This window comes from Aureitalea sp. L0-47 (genome assembly GCF_026126405.1).
GTDB lineage: Bacteria > Bacteroidota > Bacteroidia > Flavobacteriales > Flavobacteriaceae > Pukyongia.
Genome location: NZ_JAFMTQ010000001.1, coordinates 316,933 through 338,984 on the forward strand (window position 1 = coordinate 316,933; position 22,052 = coordinate 338,984).

The following is a 22,052-nucleotide window of genomic DNA, read 5'->3' on the forward strand; positions in this document are numbered from 1 at the left end:
ACCTATAGGTGTGCTTTTTTGAAAAGGTGTGCACATTAGGGTTTTTTAACTACTAATATCTCTCCAATCAAGGTTTTTATTCCAACGCTCGTAATTTTCTTCAGTAGCATTTCGCATTAACTTACTAGAGGAATAAAACATTAAACCTAACCTTAGATATAGTTTGTTCAACATCTCTTTTTGATAATTTAAGTCATAGATTTCCTTTTTCAACCCATTGACTTTACCTTTTGCATCGAGATAAGACTGCTCATAGTTTGAAAAAAAGTTTGGCTTGCCTCTTTTGATTTTATCGGCATTTGATGCCATTTTCTTTTTGTATTTGTCCATTTTAAATTTTTTCATTGGTATGGTAGCCCAAATGTGATGGACAGTTTTTTCCAAATATAAAACTAGTTGTTGTGCTTCCAGCCACTCCATTTCAAGAGTGTATGTTTCTTCCAATCTTTCCAAATTATAAAGAGTTTAAATTCAAGTTGGCAAGCTCAAAAAATGATTACATCCAATTATTTTAAGGAGCAATAAATTAAAGCTTTAAAACAGTATTAATATAACCCATTTATTATGAATAAAATAAAATTACTATTTCTGATTGTGTCCAGCAGAAGAAATAAATTACATAGAAGCTCTGTTAAATGTAGAATAACATTAAATAGCAAACGCAAGGAATTCTCCACAGGACTCTTCATCAATCCTGATTGCTGGAATGCCAAGAAACAAAAGGTGGAACCCTCTGAGGATAGCACCTACGTCAACCAACAGCTGAGCCTGGTCAAGAACAACTTGTATCAGGCTTTTTTGTTTTTACAGGTCAGTGGTGAATCTTTTACAGTTGAAGATGTATACAGCCGGTACAAGGGTGAGACTACAACTAATGAAAAACAGGTACTTGAAACTTACCGTGAATATTTAGCCAGAATAGAACGATTGATAGGTAAAGATTTACAGTTGGTTACCTATAAGAAGTACCAAGAATCCTATAAGCATTTGGCTGATTTCATTAAGTGGAAACACAAGCGTCAGGACATTCAAATAAAGTCCTTAAAAGAGGCTTTTTTAGACGATTACAGCTACTTTCTTAAGACAGAGAAGAACATGGCTCAAAGCACGCTGAATAAGGCTATACAGCGCTTTAGGAAGGTTGTGAATTATGCTATTTCAGCAGACTATTTAAGTAAGGATCCATTCCTACTATTTAAGTACAAAACAGTGCGGAAAGAAGTGATATTCCTAACTGTAGATGAACTACAAAAGTTGGAAAATCATCACTTCCAAATTGCGAGAATAGAGAAGGTAAAAGACCTCTTTATTTTCTGTTGCTACACTGGGCTTGCATATAAAGAAATGGCACTACTAAAAAAAGAAGATGTAGTAATTGAATTTGATGATAATTTATGGCTTAAGATACATCGTAGCAAGACTAAGAAAGCCTATAAGATTCCTTTACTACCAAAAGCATTAGAGATTATTGACAACTACAAAGATGAGGATGAGGTGTTGGTGTTTAAGAATATTTCTAACCAAAGATTTAATGGGTATCTAAAGGAGATAGCTGATGTGGTAGGAATCACGAAGAAGCTTACCCATCATATGGCTAGAAAGACCTTTGCGAGTACTGTGCTCCTTTATAATAATGTGCCAATGGAGATAGTCTCTGCATTATTAGGACATAGCAGCATAAGGACTACTGAGGCGAGTTATGGAAAGATAGTACAGAGAAGTATTAGTAAAGAAATTAACAGAATTAAAAACATAAATCAATGAACACAATAAGAGAAATAAAATTAAGCTATTCCAACAACGGAATGGAATGCATAACAATTACGGACAGTCAGGGTGCCTACAAAGCACTACTGGATAACTGGAATAAAGATACCATAGAATTGCAGGAGGAATTCAAGGTGTTGTTACTCAATCGATCTAATCATGTATTAGGCATTTATAATCTGTCTAAGGGAGGAGTATCAGGCACTGTGGTAGATGCTAAACTATTGTTAGCATCTGCACTTAAGGCCAATGCCTCTTCTATTATAATAGCTCATAATCACCCTTCTGGTAATTTAAAGCCTAGTGCAAATGATAATAGTCTGACTAAAAAAATAAAACAAGCAACAAAGCTTTGTGACATTACTTTACTGGATCATTTGATTATGACGAAGGAAGGGTTTTATAGTTACTCGGATGAAAGTGATTTATAGGTGACCGCAACAAGTTTAAGAATTAGTGTAAATTTATGTGGCGATTACTCATGCAGGATAATGACGGTAGAAGATTGTTATTATCCTGCATGTTTTAATGAGTAAGGGCAAAAAAATTGAATATTTAACAAGTTGTGTGCAAGACTGAAAGAACATTCTTATGACAAAGGAACAATATAATAAAGTATGCCTTTTGTATCAGGCTTTAACACGAAGATTTGATTTATCTCAAAACTTCTATTATGACGGATTTTATAAATGTTTCAATCCAAAACACTACGCAGTTCGTGGGGAAAATCTTGAAACTCTAAAACATTTTGAAAATTTGACTTTCAGAGATATTTACACAGATGAACATTTGGCTGAACATCATTTTGGAGATAACTACCTCGATTCAAAACTTGTTGTAGTAGAAGAAGAAAGAATATGTGTAATAGCTGAATTAGGACAGGTTTTTCTTTATTTATTAGTTTCCAAGCTCAAAAACGGAATAGAACAGTTCTTGGAATTAGTGGATAAATTACAAAAGGAACATAAGTACTTAATTCGACTCGAAGAAGATGGTCGTATTATGAAAATGAAAACTTATCTTTTTGATGAATTCAATGGACTTTTTGAACAGTTAGAAAATTATGGTTTTGTTTTTCATCTTTTAGGAAAAACCAACTCAAGTTTTTTAATGCAAGATTGGAATAACAATATTGAAATTCATTTAAATAGAATACGCGGGCTTCTAAAAAATGTTAACTCATTTGACTTCTCTAATGTGGAATTATTGAACGAAAATGAATAAAAAAGTCCAGCACACAACAGTGGCTATAAATCAACGCCAGGGGTTTGCGCTAAAATCACTAACTTTTCACTTAAATTAATTTCACGGCGCATCCGACACTCCCGCAGCAGCACTTTTGGGTGCAAAAAGCTACCCAAAACTGCTGTCCAAGCGCGTCGAATTCATAGCCGTGGACGTTAGGCAATATTAGCAATTGAAAAATTTAATTCCTGTTTTAGATTATTTAGATGTCCATTATCAAAGAATTAAATTAAAACTAAAATAAGTGCGATCTCAACTGCATAATTTAGAATTAGTATATCCACCAATTTCAAATCAAGAAGCTGAATGGCTAAAATCTGATCTTGAAGTTATCGAGCGTTTAAAGCAAAGTAATTTATATTTCATCGCACAGAAACCGGAATCAAAATTCGACTTCGCGAATGATGTTGTACAAAAAATAGAGGATGATAAGATTATTGAATTCTCCTATTCCTCAGGTGATTCAACGACTTTTGGATCGATTAATATAATAGAATTACTAAACTATCAAAATATTGATATTTCAGATATTGATGATTTTGAAATTGAAATTGGTGATAAACTAATCAGAATATGGAAAATAAGAAAGGAATCGAAAGAAATCTTAGATTGGTTTACTACGGAAAAAATATTACACGATTTAGGTAGATCAAAACCTTTTATTCATGGCATGAATGACTTTAGAAAATTCACGAAATATAATCTTCATTATATTGGAATTTCAAAAAAAGATGACAGTTTTAAAAGACTTATAATTAAACCCCATGATAAAAGGCTAAGAATTTTATCTAACGAACATCCTCTTTCCACGGGCAGTAGAGTAACGGACGAAATGATAATGTTTTTTTTCAAAATATACACACTCGAATTTAAACAGATTTTGGTGTCGTCGGATTTTGATGAAATAGGTAAGACAGAACTAGAGGATGAAATAAGAATAATTGCCGATGCAGAAAAGGCGTTTGTCAATGTGTTAAACGCCAATTACAATGAAATAAAATTTAAGGATTATCCTTATTCAAAAGATGGACTATTTAAAACTTCAGTGGATCGATACGCGTTTTCGATAAATGATGATTTAGAGTTTTTGACTGATGATAATACGATATATGGAGAAAGGCAAGATAAACTAGGACAATCCGAGTCAGATTTTATTTCAATTAATAAAGAAGCGAATTTAGTTGAGCTAGTAAAAATCAGGAAATAACATTGCCTAACAGTGGCTATAGCTAAGCGCTTCATTTGGTTAAATACCGCAAGTACCATAACTCTAAGAACACAATCATTAACGCGGACAGGTACGCTAGTAATACACTCGCCAAGTCATAGCCCTAGACGTTCTTGCAATTACAATAACAATGAAAAAACCTCAAAAGAAATACGCTGTAGTAGTTGATGTATCTCCATCTGAACAGCTTAACGCAAATGATGCTGAAATAAAAGTAATGGGATTTGTATTCGCATTGAAAAGCCGAAAATCTTTTGAAGAAGTAGGTAGTCTTTATCCTGACCCTAAAAACAGATTAACACTTAAGAAATGGACTCCTGCTGGAAAAAAATATAGAAAAAAATTTGTAGAGCATGCTAAAATGTTATCTGAAAACTTTCAGATAATTTTTGGGTCGAATATCTCTAGCAATAAGGAAATTAGGGTTGTTGGTAAAATGTATTGGGAATTAATAATGAAAGACATGTCATTAACTCCAACAGGTAAAACTAAAGACGGTAGGCCAACTGTTACACTCGGCGGCTATAAGGTTGATGGTGAGACACTTCCGAAATACGAAGTTCTTGTTGATGACTTACTTGTATTAGGATGGTATGGCGAAGCATTAGCTTCTTGTATCAAGTCGTTAATAGACTTAAATAAAGAGCCTGTAATATTAGATGTACTGATTGACAGGCTCCCTAATGAAAAAGGAGGAGATGAACATTACAAGGCAACATTGTTAAAAGAAATGTGTAGAAGAGCATCCAATGGACTATTAAGAATTGTTGGTGTTCCTGAAAGGACTGATTATCTCCAGAGAGATTTATTAGTTGATAATGTTTCTGGGTTATTACGACATATCGTCGAAAACGAAAATTCTCAGTATAAAGAGGCACTAGATTTTTTTAAATTTAATAGAGTTAACAAATAAATGCACCTAACACCGTATATAAAAAATGCTCAAATTTTGGCTATCTTTTAGTTCTCCCCTATTTTTAAAGGAATGAATAGAACTCTTTTGAATATCATTTCATCCCGAGAAGATTTATCTGAATATCTCTTTCATTTTACCAGTGGAAAAGAAGCAAAAGATACTCTTAAAAAGATTACTTCTGAAAAAGAGATTAGAGATGTAAATGGCAAAGGAGTTATTTGTTTTACTGAAGCACCATTACTTTCATTAGTTCAAATGTTCGACATTTTTGCCAACTATGAAAATCCAATGTATGCGCCATACGGTATAGCACTAAAAAAAGACGGGCTTTTTGAAATAGGCGCAAGACCTGTAATTTATGGACTTCCTGGTGAAAAAGATTTTTTAAACACTGAAATTCAATGGCGTTTTGAACCTTATGAACCGAATGTAAAAGATTTTACTTGGCTTCGTGAATGGCGAATAGCTGAAAAAAGTGTTTCTATCAATGTAAATAACTGCTTTGTTATTACTAAAAGTAAATCTGACCTTGAAACATTGATGTTTAACAAAGATAATATCTTTGATGTAGAATTCGATGGGTGTATTGCAGACGGTCAATTTTGGGGACATGCAACTGGAATAACTGAAAGGGCGTTTAAAGGTATATCCATAGAGGATTTGTCTGAACTAACTAACTTATCAAAAAAAGAAATTGATAAAAAAATAGCAGAGCAAAAGGATAGTGACAGAGGAGAATTTGGATTAGGGAGCTTCTTGCATTAAAAACTACTTTCTATACCTCAAATAGGCGATTAAATGGGCTCATTCTAGATTAATTCTTTAGTTTTAATTGAAGTTAATCTAAGTCGTACATTTCCATATGATTAGTTGTTATAATCGTGATGTCAGTGAACTTGTGAAACAGACTGAAACAGAATTAAAAACACCTGGGCACAACAAATACAATACCTAGTAAATCTCTATTCTCAGTAACTCCTAAAATAGTTAGTTTTGAAAAATACAAGCTGATTCTTTTAATTTTTGAGCCGAGGAATAAATATTAACCATTGCGGCAAGAGCTAAATAAGCAACTCACTTTCCCCTTACTCTGAAATAAAAATTTTTTAAAATTTTTTCACGCGCAAGTTAAATTCAACTTCATCCCCCTACCCTTTTTAGATTTGGGGAGATAGGGGCGTCTTATCTCATAACTAAAATCTTAATTATTATGACTGAGTATCGTGAAATTACAAATGAAATTACTGGCGGGCCGGAGTTTCTATTTAATGCAACTTTATTGAAAATTGGAGAAAACACTTTGACCAATAGTAATGACAAAGAGTACAAAATTGTGACTCTCGAATTTAACTTGCCAGATGGTGAAGAGGTCGAGCGCACAGCTATGTGCTATGCATCCAATTACGAACAAGGAGTTGAAATTGGTAAAGCTTACCTGTGTAACCTAAGCTTTGATGAAGAGGGGAAGCCTCAGATCAGAATGTCTCATTTAAGCAATGCTGATAGAGCAAGTGCAGAAGACTTCGCGGGTTTGTTTCAAGGAGCAAAACTACTTATTAACGATGATTTGGTGATGTAGCAATCACTTTTCACAGAGGAACTAACAGGACTTGTACAATGGTGTATAAGTCCTTTTTTATTTATTAATACTTAAACAACTCTTATGGAAATACGAATATCCGAAAGGAAAAAAGCTAAGATAAAATTAGCATTGCAGGGTTCTGCAGGTAGTGGGAAAACGTACTCAGCTCTGCTGATCGCAAAAGGCCTTATTGATGGTGAGTTCACCAAAACAGCCATAATAGACACTGAGAATGGTTCAGCAGACCTCTATGCCCACTTGGGGAATTATAATGTTGTGACATTGCAACCACCTTATTCGCCCGAAAGATTCATTGAGGCTATCAGTCTATGTGAAAAAGCTGGAATGGAAGTGATAATTATAGATAGTATCTCACATTGTTGGGATTATTTGTTGGATGTACATAGTAATATGCCTGGTAACAGTTTTACCAATTGGGGTAAGATAACACCAAGACAGAATGCTTTTGTGAATAAAATACTGCAATCCAACACCCACATTATTTCTACAATGCGTGTGAAGCAAGATTATGTTTTGAATCAGAAGAATGGAAAAATGGTGCCTGAAAAAGTTGGCTTAAAGGCTATTCAGCGAAATGATCTTGACTATGAATTTACAATGGTTTTTGATGTGGATATTGCCCATCAAGTAAAAGCTTCAAAGGACAGGACAGGGCTATTCATTGACAAGCCAGAGTTTATCATAAATGCCGCAACCGGTAAAAAGATTAAGCAATGGTGTGATGAAGGGCACGGGTCGGGAGGAAAGGAAATTAGTATGGAGATAGCCGCCTGTGAAACTTTAGAAGGCTTGAGACATATCTACACAAAGTACCCGGAACAACAAGAAAGTATTAAATCTTTAATTCTTAAAAGAAAGGAAATATTGGAGAGAATACAGTCACAAGTTATTCCAAATAATCAAATAATTAAAAACCAAGAAAATGGAATTGACAGCAGTAAATAGTATAGTAGATCAGATAATCCCAGAAGCACAGATAACTACTTCATCAGGAGGAAGTTTCATAGAGGCGAATACGAAGGAGGTAACGTTGGCTCATCTCAAAAGAGATTGCATCATACCCGTGTATAGTGATAATGAAAGTACTATAGCGCATTCACAATTTATCGATGCTACAAGGGAGGTGGTTCAGGCCAATTTTTTACATACTCAAATTCTGGAGCCAAGTATTAGGATTTCCCATGTTATCAAAGGGAGAGTCCCATCGGCAATAGGAAAGACAGTAAAGGAACTAAGGCCAGAAGAAAAAACAATTTATTATCAACGCTGTGCATTTCTGATAGAAGTGCCAGGTTTGACAGAAAATGTGAACAACAATTCATTATCACTAACAATTGGAGGAGTAAGGGCATTAAATCAGGAAAATCTCTATTCAAAAAGGAATATGGAAAAATTCAAAGTGTTTATTGGTTTCAAAAATCTTGTTTGCACCAATCTGTGTATTAATACTGATGGATTAAAAGCAGATATTAGGGTTAGCAGTACTGCAGAGTTAAAAGATCGCATAAATGAGCTGATTGAATCATTTGATAGAGAAAGATTCCTTGGCAATATGGAACGCATGAGTAAATATTCTTTGGATGAAGAACAGTTTGCCCATGTTATTGGGAAAATGAAGATGTACCAGCACCTTTCTTCTGAAGAAAAAGTTGGCAAGTTGACACTTGGTATGAATGACAATCAGATAGGATCACTGGTTCGTGACTATTATTCCGACCCGAATTTTAGTGGGGATGAAGAAAGGAACCTTAACCTATGGAAGTTCTATAACCTCATGACAGCAGCCAATAAGTCGTCGTATATAGACTCTAATTTGGAAAGGAATGTCAAAGCGTTCGAATTTGTAAATGGCCTTGGTAAATCCTTGCAAAATCAAGTTGAGAGCTGGTTTCTTAATTAACATCGCTATTTCGCATAGTTTTCGAATTTTATGGATAATAGAGACTTGGCAGAACAACTCAAATACAGCTCATCTAAGTGGCTTTATATTGTTGCCTGGAACAATCTATTAAAACAACTTTTTTGCCCTTTCCCAGCCGCTGTATTAAGTGATATAGGCCCACTTCATAAGGGTCAAATAGTTTTGGTTGAAGAAGTAAAGGTTACGGCGAAGCTTCTGACAGTTTTTATTGTTCAAGGCAGCGCCTATTACTACTACCACTTTGATATTTTAATAGATTGAGTGTTTAAAAGTATAGTGAGAAAAACCTATAATGGGTTTTTCTTACATACGCACTCATGCTTGGCATATGGTTTATATGCAAAATACAACTAGATAATAATAATGATCATTATTATACATCGCTATTTTGCGTTATCCTCTTTAATGAATAACACATATATTTACGTTTAAAGAGAAAGCATGGCAGTATTAACTTTTGAGCATTTTTTAAATGCGGATTTATTTGCAAACGTGAAAAAAGATTTCCTCAAACAAGATATTCAATATGAATATTTAGGGTCTTCAGGTGAAGATTTTCAGGTTAACATTGAAAGGGATCAGATAACTGTAATTAAGGAAAAAGTTATATCAATTACAGAGATTGAAAATGGTGATGGTAAAGATGAAATTTACGAGACTGAGGTTATTGAACAAGAATTGAATTTTTATTCTGATTACCTGTTGCCAAAGATTCACGAAGTTGAAATTGCCTATAAGAAGGATTTTGTTCAGGATATTAGGAGAAGAAGCCTGTTTTCAAAAGATGCAATAAAAGGGTACGGTCAAGTACATTTGAATAAATTGAATAAGATACTGGACAAAATAAAAAGTGCCTCTCATCTGAATGAAGAAATTCAAAATGCATTGTTGCAAGCCGTTGCTTCAACTTATGAATTTATAAGTGATGGCTATTATCAAAAAAACATTGATATTCCAAAGAAAATACCATTTGCCTTTTCGAAGAATCAAGTGATCGCTTTATATTATTTATTATATGTAAATGAGTATATCTCAAATAATGATCTCAAGAAAACGGATCTATATAGGCTGATCGAAGAGACAGCTATGTATTATGATTCTAAAGAAAACTCATTTAAAGATATCAGGAAAGCCAATAAATTGTGTAATGAATTATTTGGTTCAATTCCTTCAAAATCTCCTGGCAATACCATTGATGAATTGAAGGAAATCTTCACTGATTCGGATTTTTACGCATCTTCATAACAGTAAATTTCATTCCTCTTGGGGTTATTTTTTTAACCCCAATTTAGTTAAACCAGCACTCTACTTTTGACTCGTCGCTTAAAACAAGTGACCCTGAACACATTGTGTGGAATGGAAATAGCTTGATGTGAATCAGGCATTAATTAATAAATCAATATGAATAATATTGAAATACTTACAACGCCTGAAAAGGAAAAAGAAACACAAAGTACTTTCTGGACGTTGGATGCAAATAGAAAAGTAAAAATCAATCAAATAGCCTTGATCAAATTTTTACAGAATGGAGGTTTCTTTAAAATGACCTCAAAATACGGGACATCGATTATAAGAATCCGGGATAACAAAGTTAGAGAAGTGGCAGATTATAAAATTGTAGATTTTATAAAGGAGTTCCTGCTGGATAATAAACATAATGATGTCCTTGACGTATTTTCAACAGGCATGCCGAATTACTTGAATAGCAAAAAACTTGATTTGTTAGACACAGTAGTAATATCTGATGATCGGGACTCGAGGGATAGCTCATGGTTTTATTACAAGAATTCTGCGGTATTAGTTTCAAAGGATGGAATACAAACAGTTAAATATGAAGATCTCCCAATTAAAATATGGGAATCACGAATTATTAATAGAGCGTACGTTTCATCCCACCAAGGAAAGTCAGATTTTGAAGAATTCATTTACAATATAGCTGGTAAAAATGACGATAGGTTTCTGTCCTTGAAGTCTATTATAGGTTATTTACTGCATAGATATCAAGACCCTTCGGTAACGAGAGCTGTTATTCTGGTGGATGAAAATATTTCTTTAGATGGGACTGCTAATGGTGGTACAGGAAAGACACTAATCACCGAAGCTATTGGAAAAATGCGTGAACTCGTTGGCATGGATGGTAAGAATATCAAAGGGAAGAGCTGGTTTAAAAACCAGAGAATAACCAGAACAACCGATATAGTAAGATATGATGATGTACAAAGAGATTTTAATCTAGAAACCTTGTATTCCATGATAACTTCGGGAATCACAGTTGAGAAAAAGTATCAGGATGAATTCTATATCCGTCCTGAACATGCACCCAAAATTGTTCTGAGTAGTAACTATCCTGTTAAAGGGACTGGCGGTTCTACTGATGAAAGAAGAAGGTGTGAGTTTGAAGTTTCTAATCATTACAATCTGCATTATCAACCAATAGATGATTTCGGATATCACTTTTTTGACGATTGGGGCGAGAAGCAGTGGAATCAGTTTTATAATTTCATGATGTCTTGTGTACAAACATATTTAGCAAACGGATTAACCATAGCAGAACCAATAAATCTCACAAAAAATAAGCTTGTATTTAGTACGTCAAAAGAATTTGTGGAGTTTATAGAAAAGGAGCTGCAAGAGGATGTCTGGATTGATAAGAGAGCATTTTTGTCCTTTTTTACAAAGAATATTTCAGGAAAGAATGAAATAACGCCACATCTGTTTACCAAATGGCTTAAAAAATATGCGAGCCTGAAAGGGCTCATATATGAGGACAAATCCTCTGGTGGTAACTATACATTTATTCTGAAAAGTAACCCTAATAAAGATCAGAATGGAGAATAGTAGAATAATTTACAGAGTGACTCACAAAGAAAGTGGAAAAATGTACTTTGGGGCTACTGGGAGCGCCTTAGAGACACGTAAACGAGATCACATACAAAAGGGAGCTAAATCGACCGGGCATCAATTTCAAGACGCTATTGGGACTTATGGCCCCGAAGCGTTCTTATGGGAGCAAATTGATACCGCCAACTCAATAGGCGAACTAGCGGCAAAGGAAAAGCACTATATAGTAAAATACAATACTAAAGAGAATGGATATAACTCCGATATTGGAGGGGGGTTTAAAAAACCCATATATCAATACTCCGCAGATAATTGCTCTTTCACAGGTCAATATGACTGCCTCGAAGCTGCTGCCGTCAGTGTTGATGGTACTAGAAAGGGTATAAGTGCTGCATGTTTGGGTAAAACCAAAATATATAAAGGATATCGCTGGAGTTATTCCCTTTCCAATCCGTTAGTTTCTGGATATGATATCAGAAAGAAAAGTATAATACAATATGATGAACGAAGGTGCTTTATATCGTCATTTTCATCTATTTCTGAAGCAGCGTCTCAGACTGGAATTGGAAAATCCTGTATTGCAAAATGCTGCAGGCGAGTAAGAAAAACCGCTGGAGGCTTTATTTGGGAATTTGAGAATTAACTAAAATGGGGCATCTATAAGGTGCCCTATTTCTTTTGCCTAGGTTGGTCTTACTTATAGTTAGGATTCACAGCGTTGGGTTCGAGTCTTGGTAGGACTTAAACATATGAAACCAATGCATTCTGATTTATAACAAGAATAATTTTAATCTAGGTTTCAAATTTGTACATTTACTAATAGTATAAAGGCATTCCCCATGCGGATGCCTTTTCGTGCTTAAAAATATCAACCAATCAATGACAAACTTTCAGGATAAAGCGAATTTTATTTGGTCTATTGCCGACCTATTACGGGGTGATTACAAACAGGCGGAATACGGGAAGGTTATTCTTCCGTTTACAGTTTTAAAGCGTTTAGATGACGTGCTTAAGCCCAATAAGGCTGCTGTGCTCTCTATGCACCAGAAGATCAGCGGTAAGCCGGAAGAGGCGATAGACACTATTCTAAACGGAACCTCCGGATATAAATATTTTCACAACCACAGTAAGTACGATTTTGAATCCCTACTGGCAGAACCGGATAAAATAGCTGCGAACCTTCGCAACTATGTAGCGGGATTTTCAAAAACGGTTCGAGATATCTTTGAGAGTTTCAGCTTCGAAACGCAGATTCAGCGTTTAGATAAGGCTAACCTGCTCTATCAGATGGTTAAGGAGTTTAAGAGCATCAATCTTGGCTCCCTCTCTGGTCTGGAAATGGGCTACATCTTTGAACATCTTATCTATAAGTTTGCAGAGGCATCTAACGAGACGGCGGGAGAGCACTTTACCCCCAGAGAGGTGATCGAGCTCATGGTGCACGTTCTTTTCCAGAACGACAAGCAATTCCATAAGTCAGGAACAATTTTAAATGCATACGACCCTGCTTGCGGTACAGGAGGGATGCTAACTATCGCCGAGGACTATTTTAAAGCACATAACGAAGACCCTGATGCGAGTATTTTAAACCTTTACGGGCAAGACATCAACGAGGAGATATACGCTATTTGCAAATCTGACCTCATGATAAAGGGGCAAAATCCAGAAAATATTCAGTTTGGGAACAGCTTCACGGATGATAAATTTCCGCACGAAACCTTTGACTACATGCTCTGTAATCCGCCTTTTGGGGTGAACTGGGGTAAGAAGGCTGATGTAAAGAAGTTTATCAAGGATGAATACGATAAACAAGGCTTTGGAGGCAGATTTGGCGCAGGGTTACCCCCCGTAAGTGATGGTTCTTTGCTCTTCTTACAGCATCTAATCAGTAAAATGAAAGATCCGAAGACAACTGATGGTAGTCGTATTGGAATAGTTTTTAGTGGCTCTCCGCTTTTTACAGGCTCTGCAGGCAGCGGCCCTTCTGAGATACGCAAATGGATAATCGAAAATGATATGCTTGAAGGTGTTATCGCTTTACCCAGTCAACTCTTTTACAACACTGGGATAGGCACATATATCTGGATAGTCACCAATAAAAAAGAATCCCTCCGCAAAGGCAAAATTCAGCTAGTTAATGCAGTTAACATATATGAGAAGATGAAGCGTAGCTTGAACAACAAGCGACACTTTATATCAGACGACAACATCAAGGAAATTGCTCGTATTTATGGTGAATTTCAAGCTACTGAGGTCTGTAAGATCTACGAAAACGAGGACTTTGGTTACGAGAAGATTTGTGTGGAACGTCCTAAACGAGAGAATGGGCAGGTAGTCTTGGACAAGAAGGGAAATGCCAAACCTGATTCCAGCCTTCGGGATTATGAGAGTGTTCCTTTGAAAGAAGATATAGCGGAGTATTTTCAGCGTGAGGTACTTCCGCACGTACCGGATGCGTGGATTGATCACAGTAAGACCAAGCGAGGTTATGAGATAAATTTTAACAGTGAGTTTTATGAATATAAACCCTTACGACCCCTAAGCGAAATACGAAAGGATATTTTAGACCTAGAAAAAAGGACCGAAAAAGCAATTAAGAACATAATATCGTAATTATGCAAAGTGCAAATAAAGAAATCTTACTATCATTTTTTCAGAATAACTATCAATTCGAAATCCCATTTTTCCAGCGAAGCTACGTCTGGGAGGAAGAAAACTGGGAGTTATTGCTAGAGCACCTTAAGGATGAAGTAGAAGCGCATATTAATGAGGCCAAAAGCGAACACTTCATCGGAACGATTATTACGAAACCATTGTCTCATCAGAATTACAGTGTCCAAGCGCAACAGCTCATTGATGGGCAGCAACGATTAACTACGATAGCCATAATGATTAAGGCACTAGCTGATACTGCTAAAGGTGAATATCAAAAGCTTAAATCTAACCTGCTTGATTATATCTGTTTCACAGACAATCAGGATAACGCATACTTTCGAATTAAGCACAGTAAAAACGATGAGCCATACTTTAATACTGTAATGAAAATTCTGGATGATGGAGAGGCAGTACCAGAACAAAAAAGCAATATTAATGCCGCATATCATTTCTTTTTTGAAGCTTTTAACCCTTTGGAGGATAAGCTAAGAGACATTTATTCACATGTATTATTAAGAAAAATGCCTGTAATTGCTATGTTCTTGGATGATGATGATGACGAACAGGAAATTTTCGATACCATTAATTCCCTCGGAGTTCGACTCACTATTTCTGAGCTTTTGAAAAACTACATCTTTAGGGATACCGAACTACAACCGCATTATGAAAGAACCTGGTATGCTGTATTTGAGGAAGAAGAAGAAGATATCGACTTTTGGAACGAAAAGAAAACGTCGGGACGGGTACCACGAACCAATCTAGAATTACTGCTCTATTCGTTTTTAATAATTGAGACAGGTAAAGAAGTCCGTCTGGAGAAGTTGTTTTACGAGTACAAACAATACTTAAAAAACAAAACTTCGGGCGAGAAGCTTGATTTCTTGAAGAGACTTACCAAAACTGCTTCTACCTACCGCAATTTTCCATCAAAAAAGCAACTGAATGAAATCACATACGAGGATATAGAAAATCGCTGTTTTCATGTTATCGAATACCTGGAAATTACGACAGTGTATCCACTTCTACTATACATATACGGAAATGTAGAAGATGACGAGGAACGACTCGATATTCTGAAAATACTGGAAAGCTATCTTGTAAGACGCCTGGTATGTAAGCTGTCTACTAAAAACTACAATCGCTTTTTTATCCAGCTAGTCAATGATTTGGAGAAAATGGAAGAGCTTAATGGTGATTCTTTTGAAGAAAAGCTCTGTTCTTTCGAAGAGGACACCAATCGCTTTCCAAATGATTCAGATTTTAAGGATGCTTTTTATAACTCTTATCTATATAACAAATACGCGCAAGAAGTCCTTTTTATTATCTCACTTTACAAACTAAACAACAACTATAGTGATGTTAAAAAACTCAGTTCCGACAGCTACTCTGTGGAACATATGATGCCAAAAAAGTGGGAAACGCATTGGAAAGTAGCTGGCATGAATGATGACCAGAAAGCAGTTCGTAATCGTAAGCTTAAAACACTGGGAAATTTAACCTTGGTTACCCAACAACTCAATAGCAAAATGCGGAATTCCTCCTGGAAGAAAAAGAAAGATCTGCTTAAGAAGTACGGGATGCTTACGATTACAACGGATTACCTGGGCCTAAGCGACTGGGATGAAGCTGAAATTGACCAACGAGCTGAGGATTTAGCAGAAACTGCAGTTAAAATCTGGGAATAGTATATGCAACCTTACCTTTCATATAAAGACAGCGGAGTAATATGGATTGGTAAAATTCCTAATCATTGGTACAGAGTTAAATTTAAGTATTTAACTGATCTCCTAACATGTGGACATGCAGCTACTCCGGAATATGTTGATGAAGAATTTGGAATGCCATTCTTGTCTGCGCAAAACATCAAAAATGAAAAAGTAAGTCTTCATAAGTTCAAGTATATACCCTTTGATTTATACTCTAAATTGACAAAAAATCACAAGGTAGAAGACGGCGACTTAATTCAGGTTAGGGTGGGAGGAGAAGATACTATTGGACAAACTGCCATTGTAGATATATCGATGGATTTTGCTATTTACGTGTCACTATCGCATATTAAACCATCATCCCGAGCATTTAATCATTATATCAAGCACTTGTGCAATTCAACAGAGTTCAAATCTTTTTGCGGGGTAATTATGAAACGTGGAGCCGGTGTAGCAAATCTAAATGTTTCGGATTTAGAAATGATAAAGGTTCCTCTACCCCCTTTATCGGAGCAAAAATCTATAGCTGAGTACTTAAATTACAAAACAACTCAAATTGACCAGACCATTACCGATAAGGAGCGATTACTGAAGCTCTACGAAGAGGAGAAGAAGGCTATAATCAACCATGCGGTCACCAAAGGGCTTGATCCTTCGGTGCAATTGAAGGACAGTGGAGTAGAGTGGTTAGGAGAGATTCCGGAGTATTGGGGAGCTAAGAAGTTGAAATTCGTCGCCAACTGTTCTCCCAGTAGCATCGACAAAAAAAGTAAAGAAGACGAAACCGAAGTTTACCTCTGTAACTATATGGATGTTTACAACAACGACTTTATCGATGATAATTACAACTTTATGTTGGCTACGGCGTCCTCAGAGCAGATTAAAAAGTTTCGACTCAAAGAAGGAGATGTTATTGTTACAAAAGACTCAGAAGCTGTAGATGACATTGCCGTTCCGGTTCTTGTTCGACGAGATTTTGATGACGTAGTCTGCGGATATCATCTTACTCACATCACTCCAGATAAACAGGAGATTACAGGGGAATACCTATTCAATTTATTTCGAGCTAAAAGCTTCAACATGTATTTTGAAACTTCTGCCCGCGGAATAACCAGATATGGGTTAAGTGTTCCTGCTTTTAACGATGCATATGTCCCATTACCTGAAATCGAGGAGCAAGAGAAGATTAATGAGTACATTTCGGAAAAGTTAAACAAAATCAATTCCGAATCCACTCTGATTTTAAAGGAGATCGAATTGTTGAAGGAGTTCAAACAATCGCTAATCTTTGAAGCAGTTACTGGGAAGATTGATGTGAGATAAAAAAGAACTTAGAACATGGACAGAGCATTAGAAATTATCGATCGTCTAAGAATTCTTAAAGATAAAAACACCGCGGAGTCCTACGCTCACATCAAGAATATCCTGAAAAATCAGCGGATCCCGCTACCCCTATTTGATATTCAAGAATTTGAGCGGGTGAAGTTGGTTCGCTATAGGCGTCACAATAATGGCGAAGACTACTTTAGAAATATTGAAGACTTGACGTATCGAAAAGATATACTGCTCATATCTCATTTTGGGCGATGTAATGAGCCTGGTCAAGGGATATTTTATTGTAATGATCATAATAATCAAGAAACTGGGATAGTTGAAAGTGTATCCGTTTTCAGAGGAAATGCTGATAGTCAAGAAGAAGTCTTTACGATTGGAGCTTGGAGTTTGACGAAGCCTTTGAGATTAGGAATGATCCTGCCTTTGGAACTAAATCGAGGAAAAAATCCACAGTTTGATCAAATGAGAGAGTCTTTTATGCAGTTTGAGAACTCGGAATACTTTGAAGAATTAATGGAGCTTGTCGACTATTTGGCTCTTGAGTTTTCTCTAGACTTGGAAAAGCAAGATTCTAATTACCTGATTACAAGTGCATTTACAAATTATTTTCGTGAGGTTTTCGATGTGGATGGGCTTTTATATGCTAGTGTCAAGGCAGATCTTGAAGGGACGAATATTGTACTCTGGCCGGAGTCGGTTGATAATAAACTTGAATTCTATGCAGCTAGAAAACAATCCTTTCAACGTGACCCTGGTACTAACAGCTTTTGGCAAATTGGGAGTGAAGAAACCGAGTCTTTTGATTTAAACACAGGAATTATTAACTGGTAGAACAAGCAATGAGAAATCCTCATAAACTAAAAGGAAGCCTATTAGAATATATCGTCCGAAGATTACTGAGGAACTGCGGATTTATTCCCGTACGGCCTGATGGGAACTATGTATATAAGCAAAGGGGATTGACTTTCATTAATGGTAAGGGAGCAGCCCACGATGCTGATGTATTAGTAAGCCCCCCGATACAAATGCCCTTCTCATACCCATACCGCCTTAACTTTGAATGCAAGGCATTCAACAAACGTACAGGTTTGACAATCATTCGTAATGCCCTAGGGTTGAGATATGATATCAATGAGTTCGAAATAGTTACAAAAAAGGCTATTAAGAAACGCAAGAATAATCGACGAGCAAAATTTGCAATTGAAAACCGTCAGCGTTATAATTATCAGGTTGGAGTAGCTTCAGTCGAGGATTTCACGAAACCAGCTTTCGAATTTGCGGCTAATAATAAAATCCCCCTGATATCGCTACGCTGGTTTTTACCACCAGGTGTCTGTGACCTTTTTCACCAGATTAACACGGCATATTTAGCTCAATTTACTGACCAGCAACTTCAATCCTTTTATAATTACATTAAAGGGAATGACGATGAAAACGGAAGGTATTTTGGGCACAATGTTGAATCACATTTCAGAACCATTATCGATTCGTTACAACGATTCCAGTCGAGAGTATTGGTTGGCTTACTTGATAGTGGAGACCTGATTTTTTTGGTTGCGGAAGAAGGTGTTAATGCATATAACCTTATTATGAACCATCAGGGAGGTCTGATTGCAAGATATCATTTCGCTGAGAGGGGAAATACGAACTGGGTTCTTGATGTGAACCAGGGCTTTTTAACTCTCAACTTTTATATACCAGAAAGTATTCAAGATATATGGAGGGAACAAAATTATGACTTGGCAGTAGCCCGACAATTAAAGGAGCGTTTCTTTCAGCGACTTTTCATTTTCGTTAGCGATGATTTGCGTCCCTTCAGAATTATTGATATTGATGCTCTGTGGCTTGAAGAAATAAATAATAGGAACTAATGGGCACTAAACCAATCCATACGGAAGAGGCATTTGAAAATGCCATTGAGCAGGTACTTCTCCATTCTGGGTACCAGAAAGGTAATCCTTTGGACTTCAACCGAGAATTTGCCATTGACACAGTAAAACTTTTGGAGTTCCTTAGAAGCTCCCAGCCTGAAAAGTGGGAGCGATTACAGACCATTCACAAGGACGAGATCGAGACGAAGCTTCTGTTGCGACTTAACAAGGAGTTAGACACCAAAAGCGCCCTTGAGATCATTCGTCACGGTTTCACCGATATGGGAGTGCATTTTGATCTGGCATATTTCAAGCCAGAAACTTCCTTCAACCCAGATACCCAGAGGCTGTACGAACAAAATATCCTTTCGGTTACCAGACAAGTAAAGTACAGCAGTAAGAATGAAAACTCCATTGACATGGTTCTCTTCCTGAACGGTATGCCAATAGCCACGGTAGAATTAAAGAACCAGTTCACAAGCCAGAATACAGAGAATGCTAAGAAACAGTATATGTATTACAGGAGTCCGAAGGAAACCCTGTTAAAATTCAAAAGAGGAGCTCTTGTACATTTTGCGGTAGACACAGATGAAGTCTACCTAACTACGGAATTAAAAGGGAATAAAACCTTCTTCTTACCTTTTAACAAGGGCGTGGACAACGGTGCAGGAAACCCTAAGAATGAAGATGGGTATAAGACTGCTTACCTCTGGGAGTCTATCTGGCAGCCTGACAGCATTCTTGATATTGTTGGCAAATTCATCCACCTGGAGAAAGAAGAATATGAACAAAAGGGTAAAAAGTACTTTAAAGAAAAGCTCATTTTTCCAAGGTATCACCAGCTTGATGTTGTAAGGAAACTTACCAGAGATACGAAGGACAACGGGGCAGGGCATAACTACCTGGTTCAACACTCTGCAGGTTCTGGAAAGAGTAACTCCATTGCCTGGTTGACCTATCGCCTTTTTAGCCTCCACAACACAAACGACCAGAAAGTATTCGACTCCATTATTGTGATCACAGACAGGCGTGTGCTGGATAAACAACTTCAGGACACCATCTACCAATTCGAACACAAGCAAGGAGTGGTACAACGTATTGATAAATCGAGTTCTCAACTTGCAGAGGCAATAAAGAAAGGTTCGAGCATAATTATCACCACACTTCAAAAATTCCCATTTGCGGCAGTGTTGGATGAAGTAAAGAACCTACCTGACAGGAATTACGCTGTAGTGGTTGATGAAGCACACAGTTCTCAGGGAGGGCGTGCTACAAAGAAGTTGAAGGAAGTCTTGACAATTCAGGACGAAGAGGAAGATACAGTAGAAGACAACATCAGGAAGTCCATGCAGGCCAGAGGTGAACAAGAGAATTTAAGTTTCTATGGATTTACAGCTACGCCAAAGCCAAAGACAGTGGAGGTTTTCGGTACTCCAGATGCATCTGGAATTCCAAAACCTTTTCACCTGTATTCCATGCGTCAGGCCATTCAGGAAGGCTTTATTCTCGATGTGCTTAAAAACTATATGACCTACAAGACTTTTTTCAGGGTTTCAAAGAGGATTGAGGAGAATCCTAATGTGAATAAGAAGAAAGCTGCGCGAGCCATAGCGCGATTCTTATCATTACATCCTTACAATCTGACTCAAAAAACAGAAGTAATAATTGAACATTTTAGGCAAGTAGTGGCTCACAAAATTGGAGGTAAGGCTAAAGCCATGGTAGTTACCAGTTCTCGTTTACATGCTGTCCGGTACTACTTCGAGTTTAAACGTTACATCAAGGATAACAACTACCGTCATATTAAACCTCTTGTTGCCTTTTCTGGAAAGGTAAAAGACCCTGAACGTCCTGGAGAAGAGTTAACCGAAGTTAAGCTGAATGGCTTCTCGGAGAAAGAACTACCGAATAGGTTTAACACAGATGAATATCAAATATTGTTGGTAGCAGATAAGTACCAGACAGGCTTTGACCAACCGTTGCTTCATACCATGTACGTAGACAAAAAGTTATCCGGAGTAAAGGCGGTTCAAACACTGTCCCGTTTGAATAGAAAAACCGCAGGTAAGGAAGATACCTTCGTGCTCGACTTCGCTAATGATGAACAGGATATTGTAGATTCATTCCAGCCTTTTTACGAATTAACTACGGTTGAGGATACTTCAGACCCGAACAGGCTTTACGATTTGAAAAATCGTATTGAAGAAAAGCGTATCATTTGGCAGTCTGAAGTAGACGCCTTCTCGAAGGAATATTTTACTAGAAAGAACCTACCGGATAAGAAAGCACATAGTCTGTTGAATGCATACATTGACCCTGCGGTTGACAGGTTTAAAGCTATGGAGTCCGAAGAGGAACAGGATGACTTTAAACATACCCTGAATAGTTTTATCAAAGGGTACTCTTTTTTAAGTCAGATCATGCCATTTTCCGATGCCGAGTTGGAAAAATTGTATGCTTACGGAAGGCTACTTTTAAAGAAGTTCCCCAAGAACTCGAGTGAACGCTTTAAACTCACCGACGAAGTTGCCCTGCAGTACTATAGGCTTCAAAAGATGAAGGAAAATGATTTAGCGTTGGAGCATCAAGAAGAATTTGGGCTTAAACCAGCCGATGAGGCAGGCCTCCGGAAGGATAAGGACGAAGAAGCTACCTTAATGGAGGTCATCGAAAACATTAATGATCGCCTGGGAACAGAATTTACCGAGGCGGATAAGCTCTTTTTCGACCAGATAGGCATTGACCTGGCTCAGAATGAGACCATTATAAAACAAGCAAAAAACAACTCCTTCGAGAAATTTAAAAAGGGAAGCCTGAGAGATTTGTCCATTCAGCAATTCATTGACCGTATGGACTCAAACAACGATACTACCGAGAAGATGCTGACCGATGAGAAGCTAGCGGACGCAGTAATTTTTAAGTATCTCGCGAAGATCGTCTATGATCGGATTAATAGTTAATAAT

General features: G+C 36.8%; 20 protein-coding genes. 19 read left to right on the forward strand and 1 reads right to left on the reverse strand.

Going from position 1 to position 22,052, the window contains the following annotated elements; translation table 11 throughout:
• Positions 1 to 45: 45 nt before the first annotated feature.
• Complete coding sequence (locus J1N09_RS01425; protein ID WP_265197603.1) at positions 46 to 453, reverse strand: hypothetical protein; 408 nt, start codon at positions 451 to 453, stop codon at positions 46 to 48.
• 111 nt (positions 454 to 564) lie between these two features.
• On the opposite strand from J1N09_RS01425, the gene J1N09_RS01430 reads away from it, so the two are divergent.
• From J1N09_RS01430 to J1N09_RS01520, 19 genes are all read left to right on the forward strand, one after another.
• Positions 565 to 1,764: a site-specific integrase gene (locus tag J1N09_RS01430; protein ID WP_265197604.1), complete on the forward strand. Its 1,200-nt coding sequence runs from the start codon at positions 565 to 567 to the stop codon at positions 1,762 to 1,764.
• Positions 1,761 to 2,198, forward strand: a complete 438-nt coding sequence (locus tag J1N09_RS01435) for a JAB domain-containing protein (protein ID WP_265197605.1) — start codon at positions 1,761 to 1,763, stop codon at positions 2,196 to 2,198. The genes J1N09_RS01430 and J1N09_RS01435 overlap by 4 nt, the downstream gene beginning before the upstream one ends.
• A 160-nt stretch (positions 2,199 to 2,358) precedes the next feature.
• Positions 2,359 to 2,991 carry a hypothetical protein gene (locus J1N09_RS01440; RefSeq protein ID WP_265197606.1) on the forward strand — a complete coding sequence of 211 codons (633 nt, stop codon included), beginning with the start codon at positions 2,359 to 2,361 and terminating at the stop codon, positions 2,989 to 2,991.
• Positions 2,992 to 3,256: 265 nt separating this feature from the next.
• On the forward strand, positions 3,257 to 4,219 hold the full coding sequence (locus J1N09_RS01445; protein ID WP_265197607.1) for a hypothetical protein: 963 nt from the start codon (positions 3,257 to 3,259) through the stop codon (positions 4,217 to 4,219).
• Positions 4,220 to 4,370: 151 nt separating this feature from the next.
• On the forward strand, positions 4,371 to 5,153 hold the full coding sequence (locus J1N09_RS01450) for a hypothetical protein (RefSeq protein WP_265197608.1): 783 nt from the start codon (positions 4,371 to 4,373) through the stop codon (positions 5,151 to 5,153).
• Positions 5,154 to 5,225: 72 nt separating this feature from the next.
• Positions 5,226 to 5,921, forward strand: a complete 696-nt coding sequence (locus tag J1N09_RS01455; protein WP_265197609.1) for a hypothetical protein — start codon at positions 5,226 to 5,228, stop codon at positions 5,919 to 5,921.
• 445 nt (positions 5,922 to 6,366) lie between these two features.
• Positions 6,367 to 6,735: a hypothetical protein gene (locus J1N09_RS01460; RefSeq protein WP_265197610.1), complete on the forward strand. Its 369-nt coding sequence runs from the start codon at positions 6,367 to 6,369 to the stop codon at positions 6,733 to 6,735.
• 84 nt (positions 6,736 to 6,819) lie between these two features.
• Positions 6,820 to 7,704 (forward strand): ATP-binding protein, encoded by an 885-nt coding sequence (locus J1N09_RS01465; RefSeq protein ID WP_265197611.1) that lies wholly within the window; start codon positions 6,820 to 6,822, stop codon positions 7,702 to 7,704.
• Positions 7,682 to 8,659, forward strand: a complete 978-nt coding sequence (locus J1N09_RS01470; RefSeq protein ID WP_265197612.1) for a DUF3871 family protein — start codon at positions 7,682 to 7,684, stop codon at positions 8,657 to 8,659. The genes J1N09_RS01465 and J1N09_RS01470 overlap by 23 nt, the downstream gene beginning before the upstream one ends.
• 30 nt (positions 8,660 to 8,689) lie before the next feature.
• On the forward strand, positions 8,690 to 8,941 hold the full coding sequence (locus tag J1N09_RS01475; protein ID WP_265197613.1) for a hypothetical protein: 252 nt from the start codon (positions 8,690 to 8,692) through the stop codon (positions 8,939 to 8,941).
• A gap of 180 nt (positions 8,942 to 9,121) precedes the next feature.
• Entirely contained in the window at positions 9,122 to 9,925 is an 804-nt protein-coding gene (locus J1N09_RS01480) for a hypothetical protein (RefSeq protein WP_265197614.1), read from the forward strand.
• A 156-nt stretch (positions 9,926 to 10,081) separates the two neighbouring features.
• Positions 10,082 to 11,518: a DUF5906 domain-containing protein gene (locus J1N09_RS01485; protein ID WP_265197615.1), complete on the forward strand. Its 1,437-nt coding sequence runs from the start codon at positions 10,082 to 10,084 to the stop codon at positions 11,516 to 11,518.
• Positions 11,508 to 12,164: a GIY-YIG nuclease family protein gene (locus J1N09_RS01490; protein ID WP_265197616.1), complete on the forward strand. Its 657-nt coding sequence runs from the start codon at positions 11,508 to 11,510 to the stop codon at positions 12,162 to 12,164. The genes J1N09_RS01485 and J1N09_RS01490 overlap by 11 nt, the downstream gene beginning before the upstream one ends.
• Positions 12,165 to 12,400: 236 nt before the next feature.
• Positions 12,401 to 14,134 (forward strand): type I restriction-modification system subunit M, encoded by a 1,734-nt coding sequence (locus tag J1N09_RS01495; RefSeq protein ID WP_265197617.1) that lies wholly within the window; start codon positions 12,401 to 12,403, stop codon positions 14,132 to 14,134.
• Between the two features lie 2 nt (positions 14,135 to 14,136).
• Positions 14,137 to 15,861, forward strand: coding sequence for a DUF262 domain-containing protein (locus J1N09_RS01500; protein ID WP_265197618.1), 1,725 nt, complete (start codon positions 14,137 to 14,139; stop codon positions 15,859 to 15,861).
• 3 nt (positions 15,862 to 15,864) lie between these two features.
• Positions 15,865 to 17,205 (forward strand): restriction endonuclease subunit S, encoded by a 1,341-nt coding sequence (locus J1N09_RS01505; RefSeq protein ID WP_265197619.1) that lies wholly within the window; start codon positions 15,865 to 15,867, stop codon positions 17,203 to 17,205.
• Positions 17,206 to 17,220: 15 nt separating this feature from the next.
• Complete coding sequence (locus tag J1N09_RS01510) at positions 17,221 to 18,048, forward strand: RES domain-containing protein (RefSeq protein ID WP_265197621.1); 828 nt, start codon at positions 17,221 to 17,223, stop codon at positions 18,046 to 18,048.
• A gap of 128 nt (positions 18,049 to 18,176) precedes the next feature.
• Entirely contained in the window at positions 18,177 to 19,088 is a 912-nt protein-coding gene (locus tag J1N09_RS01515; RefSeq protein WP_265197622.1) for a hypothetical protein, read from the forward strand.
• Positions 19,088 to 22,048, forward strand: a complete 2,961-nt coding sequence (locus tag J1N09_RS01520) for a type I restriction endonuclease subunit R (protein WP_265197623.1) — start codon at positions 19,088 to 19,090, stop codon at positions 22,046 to 22,048. The genes J1N09_RS01515 and J1N09_RS01520 overlap by 1 nt, the downstream gene beginning before the upstream one ends.
• The last annotated feature ends 4 nt before the right edge of the window (positions 22,049 to 22,052 follow it).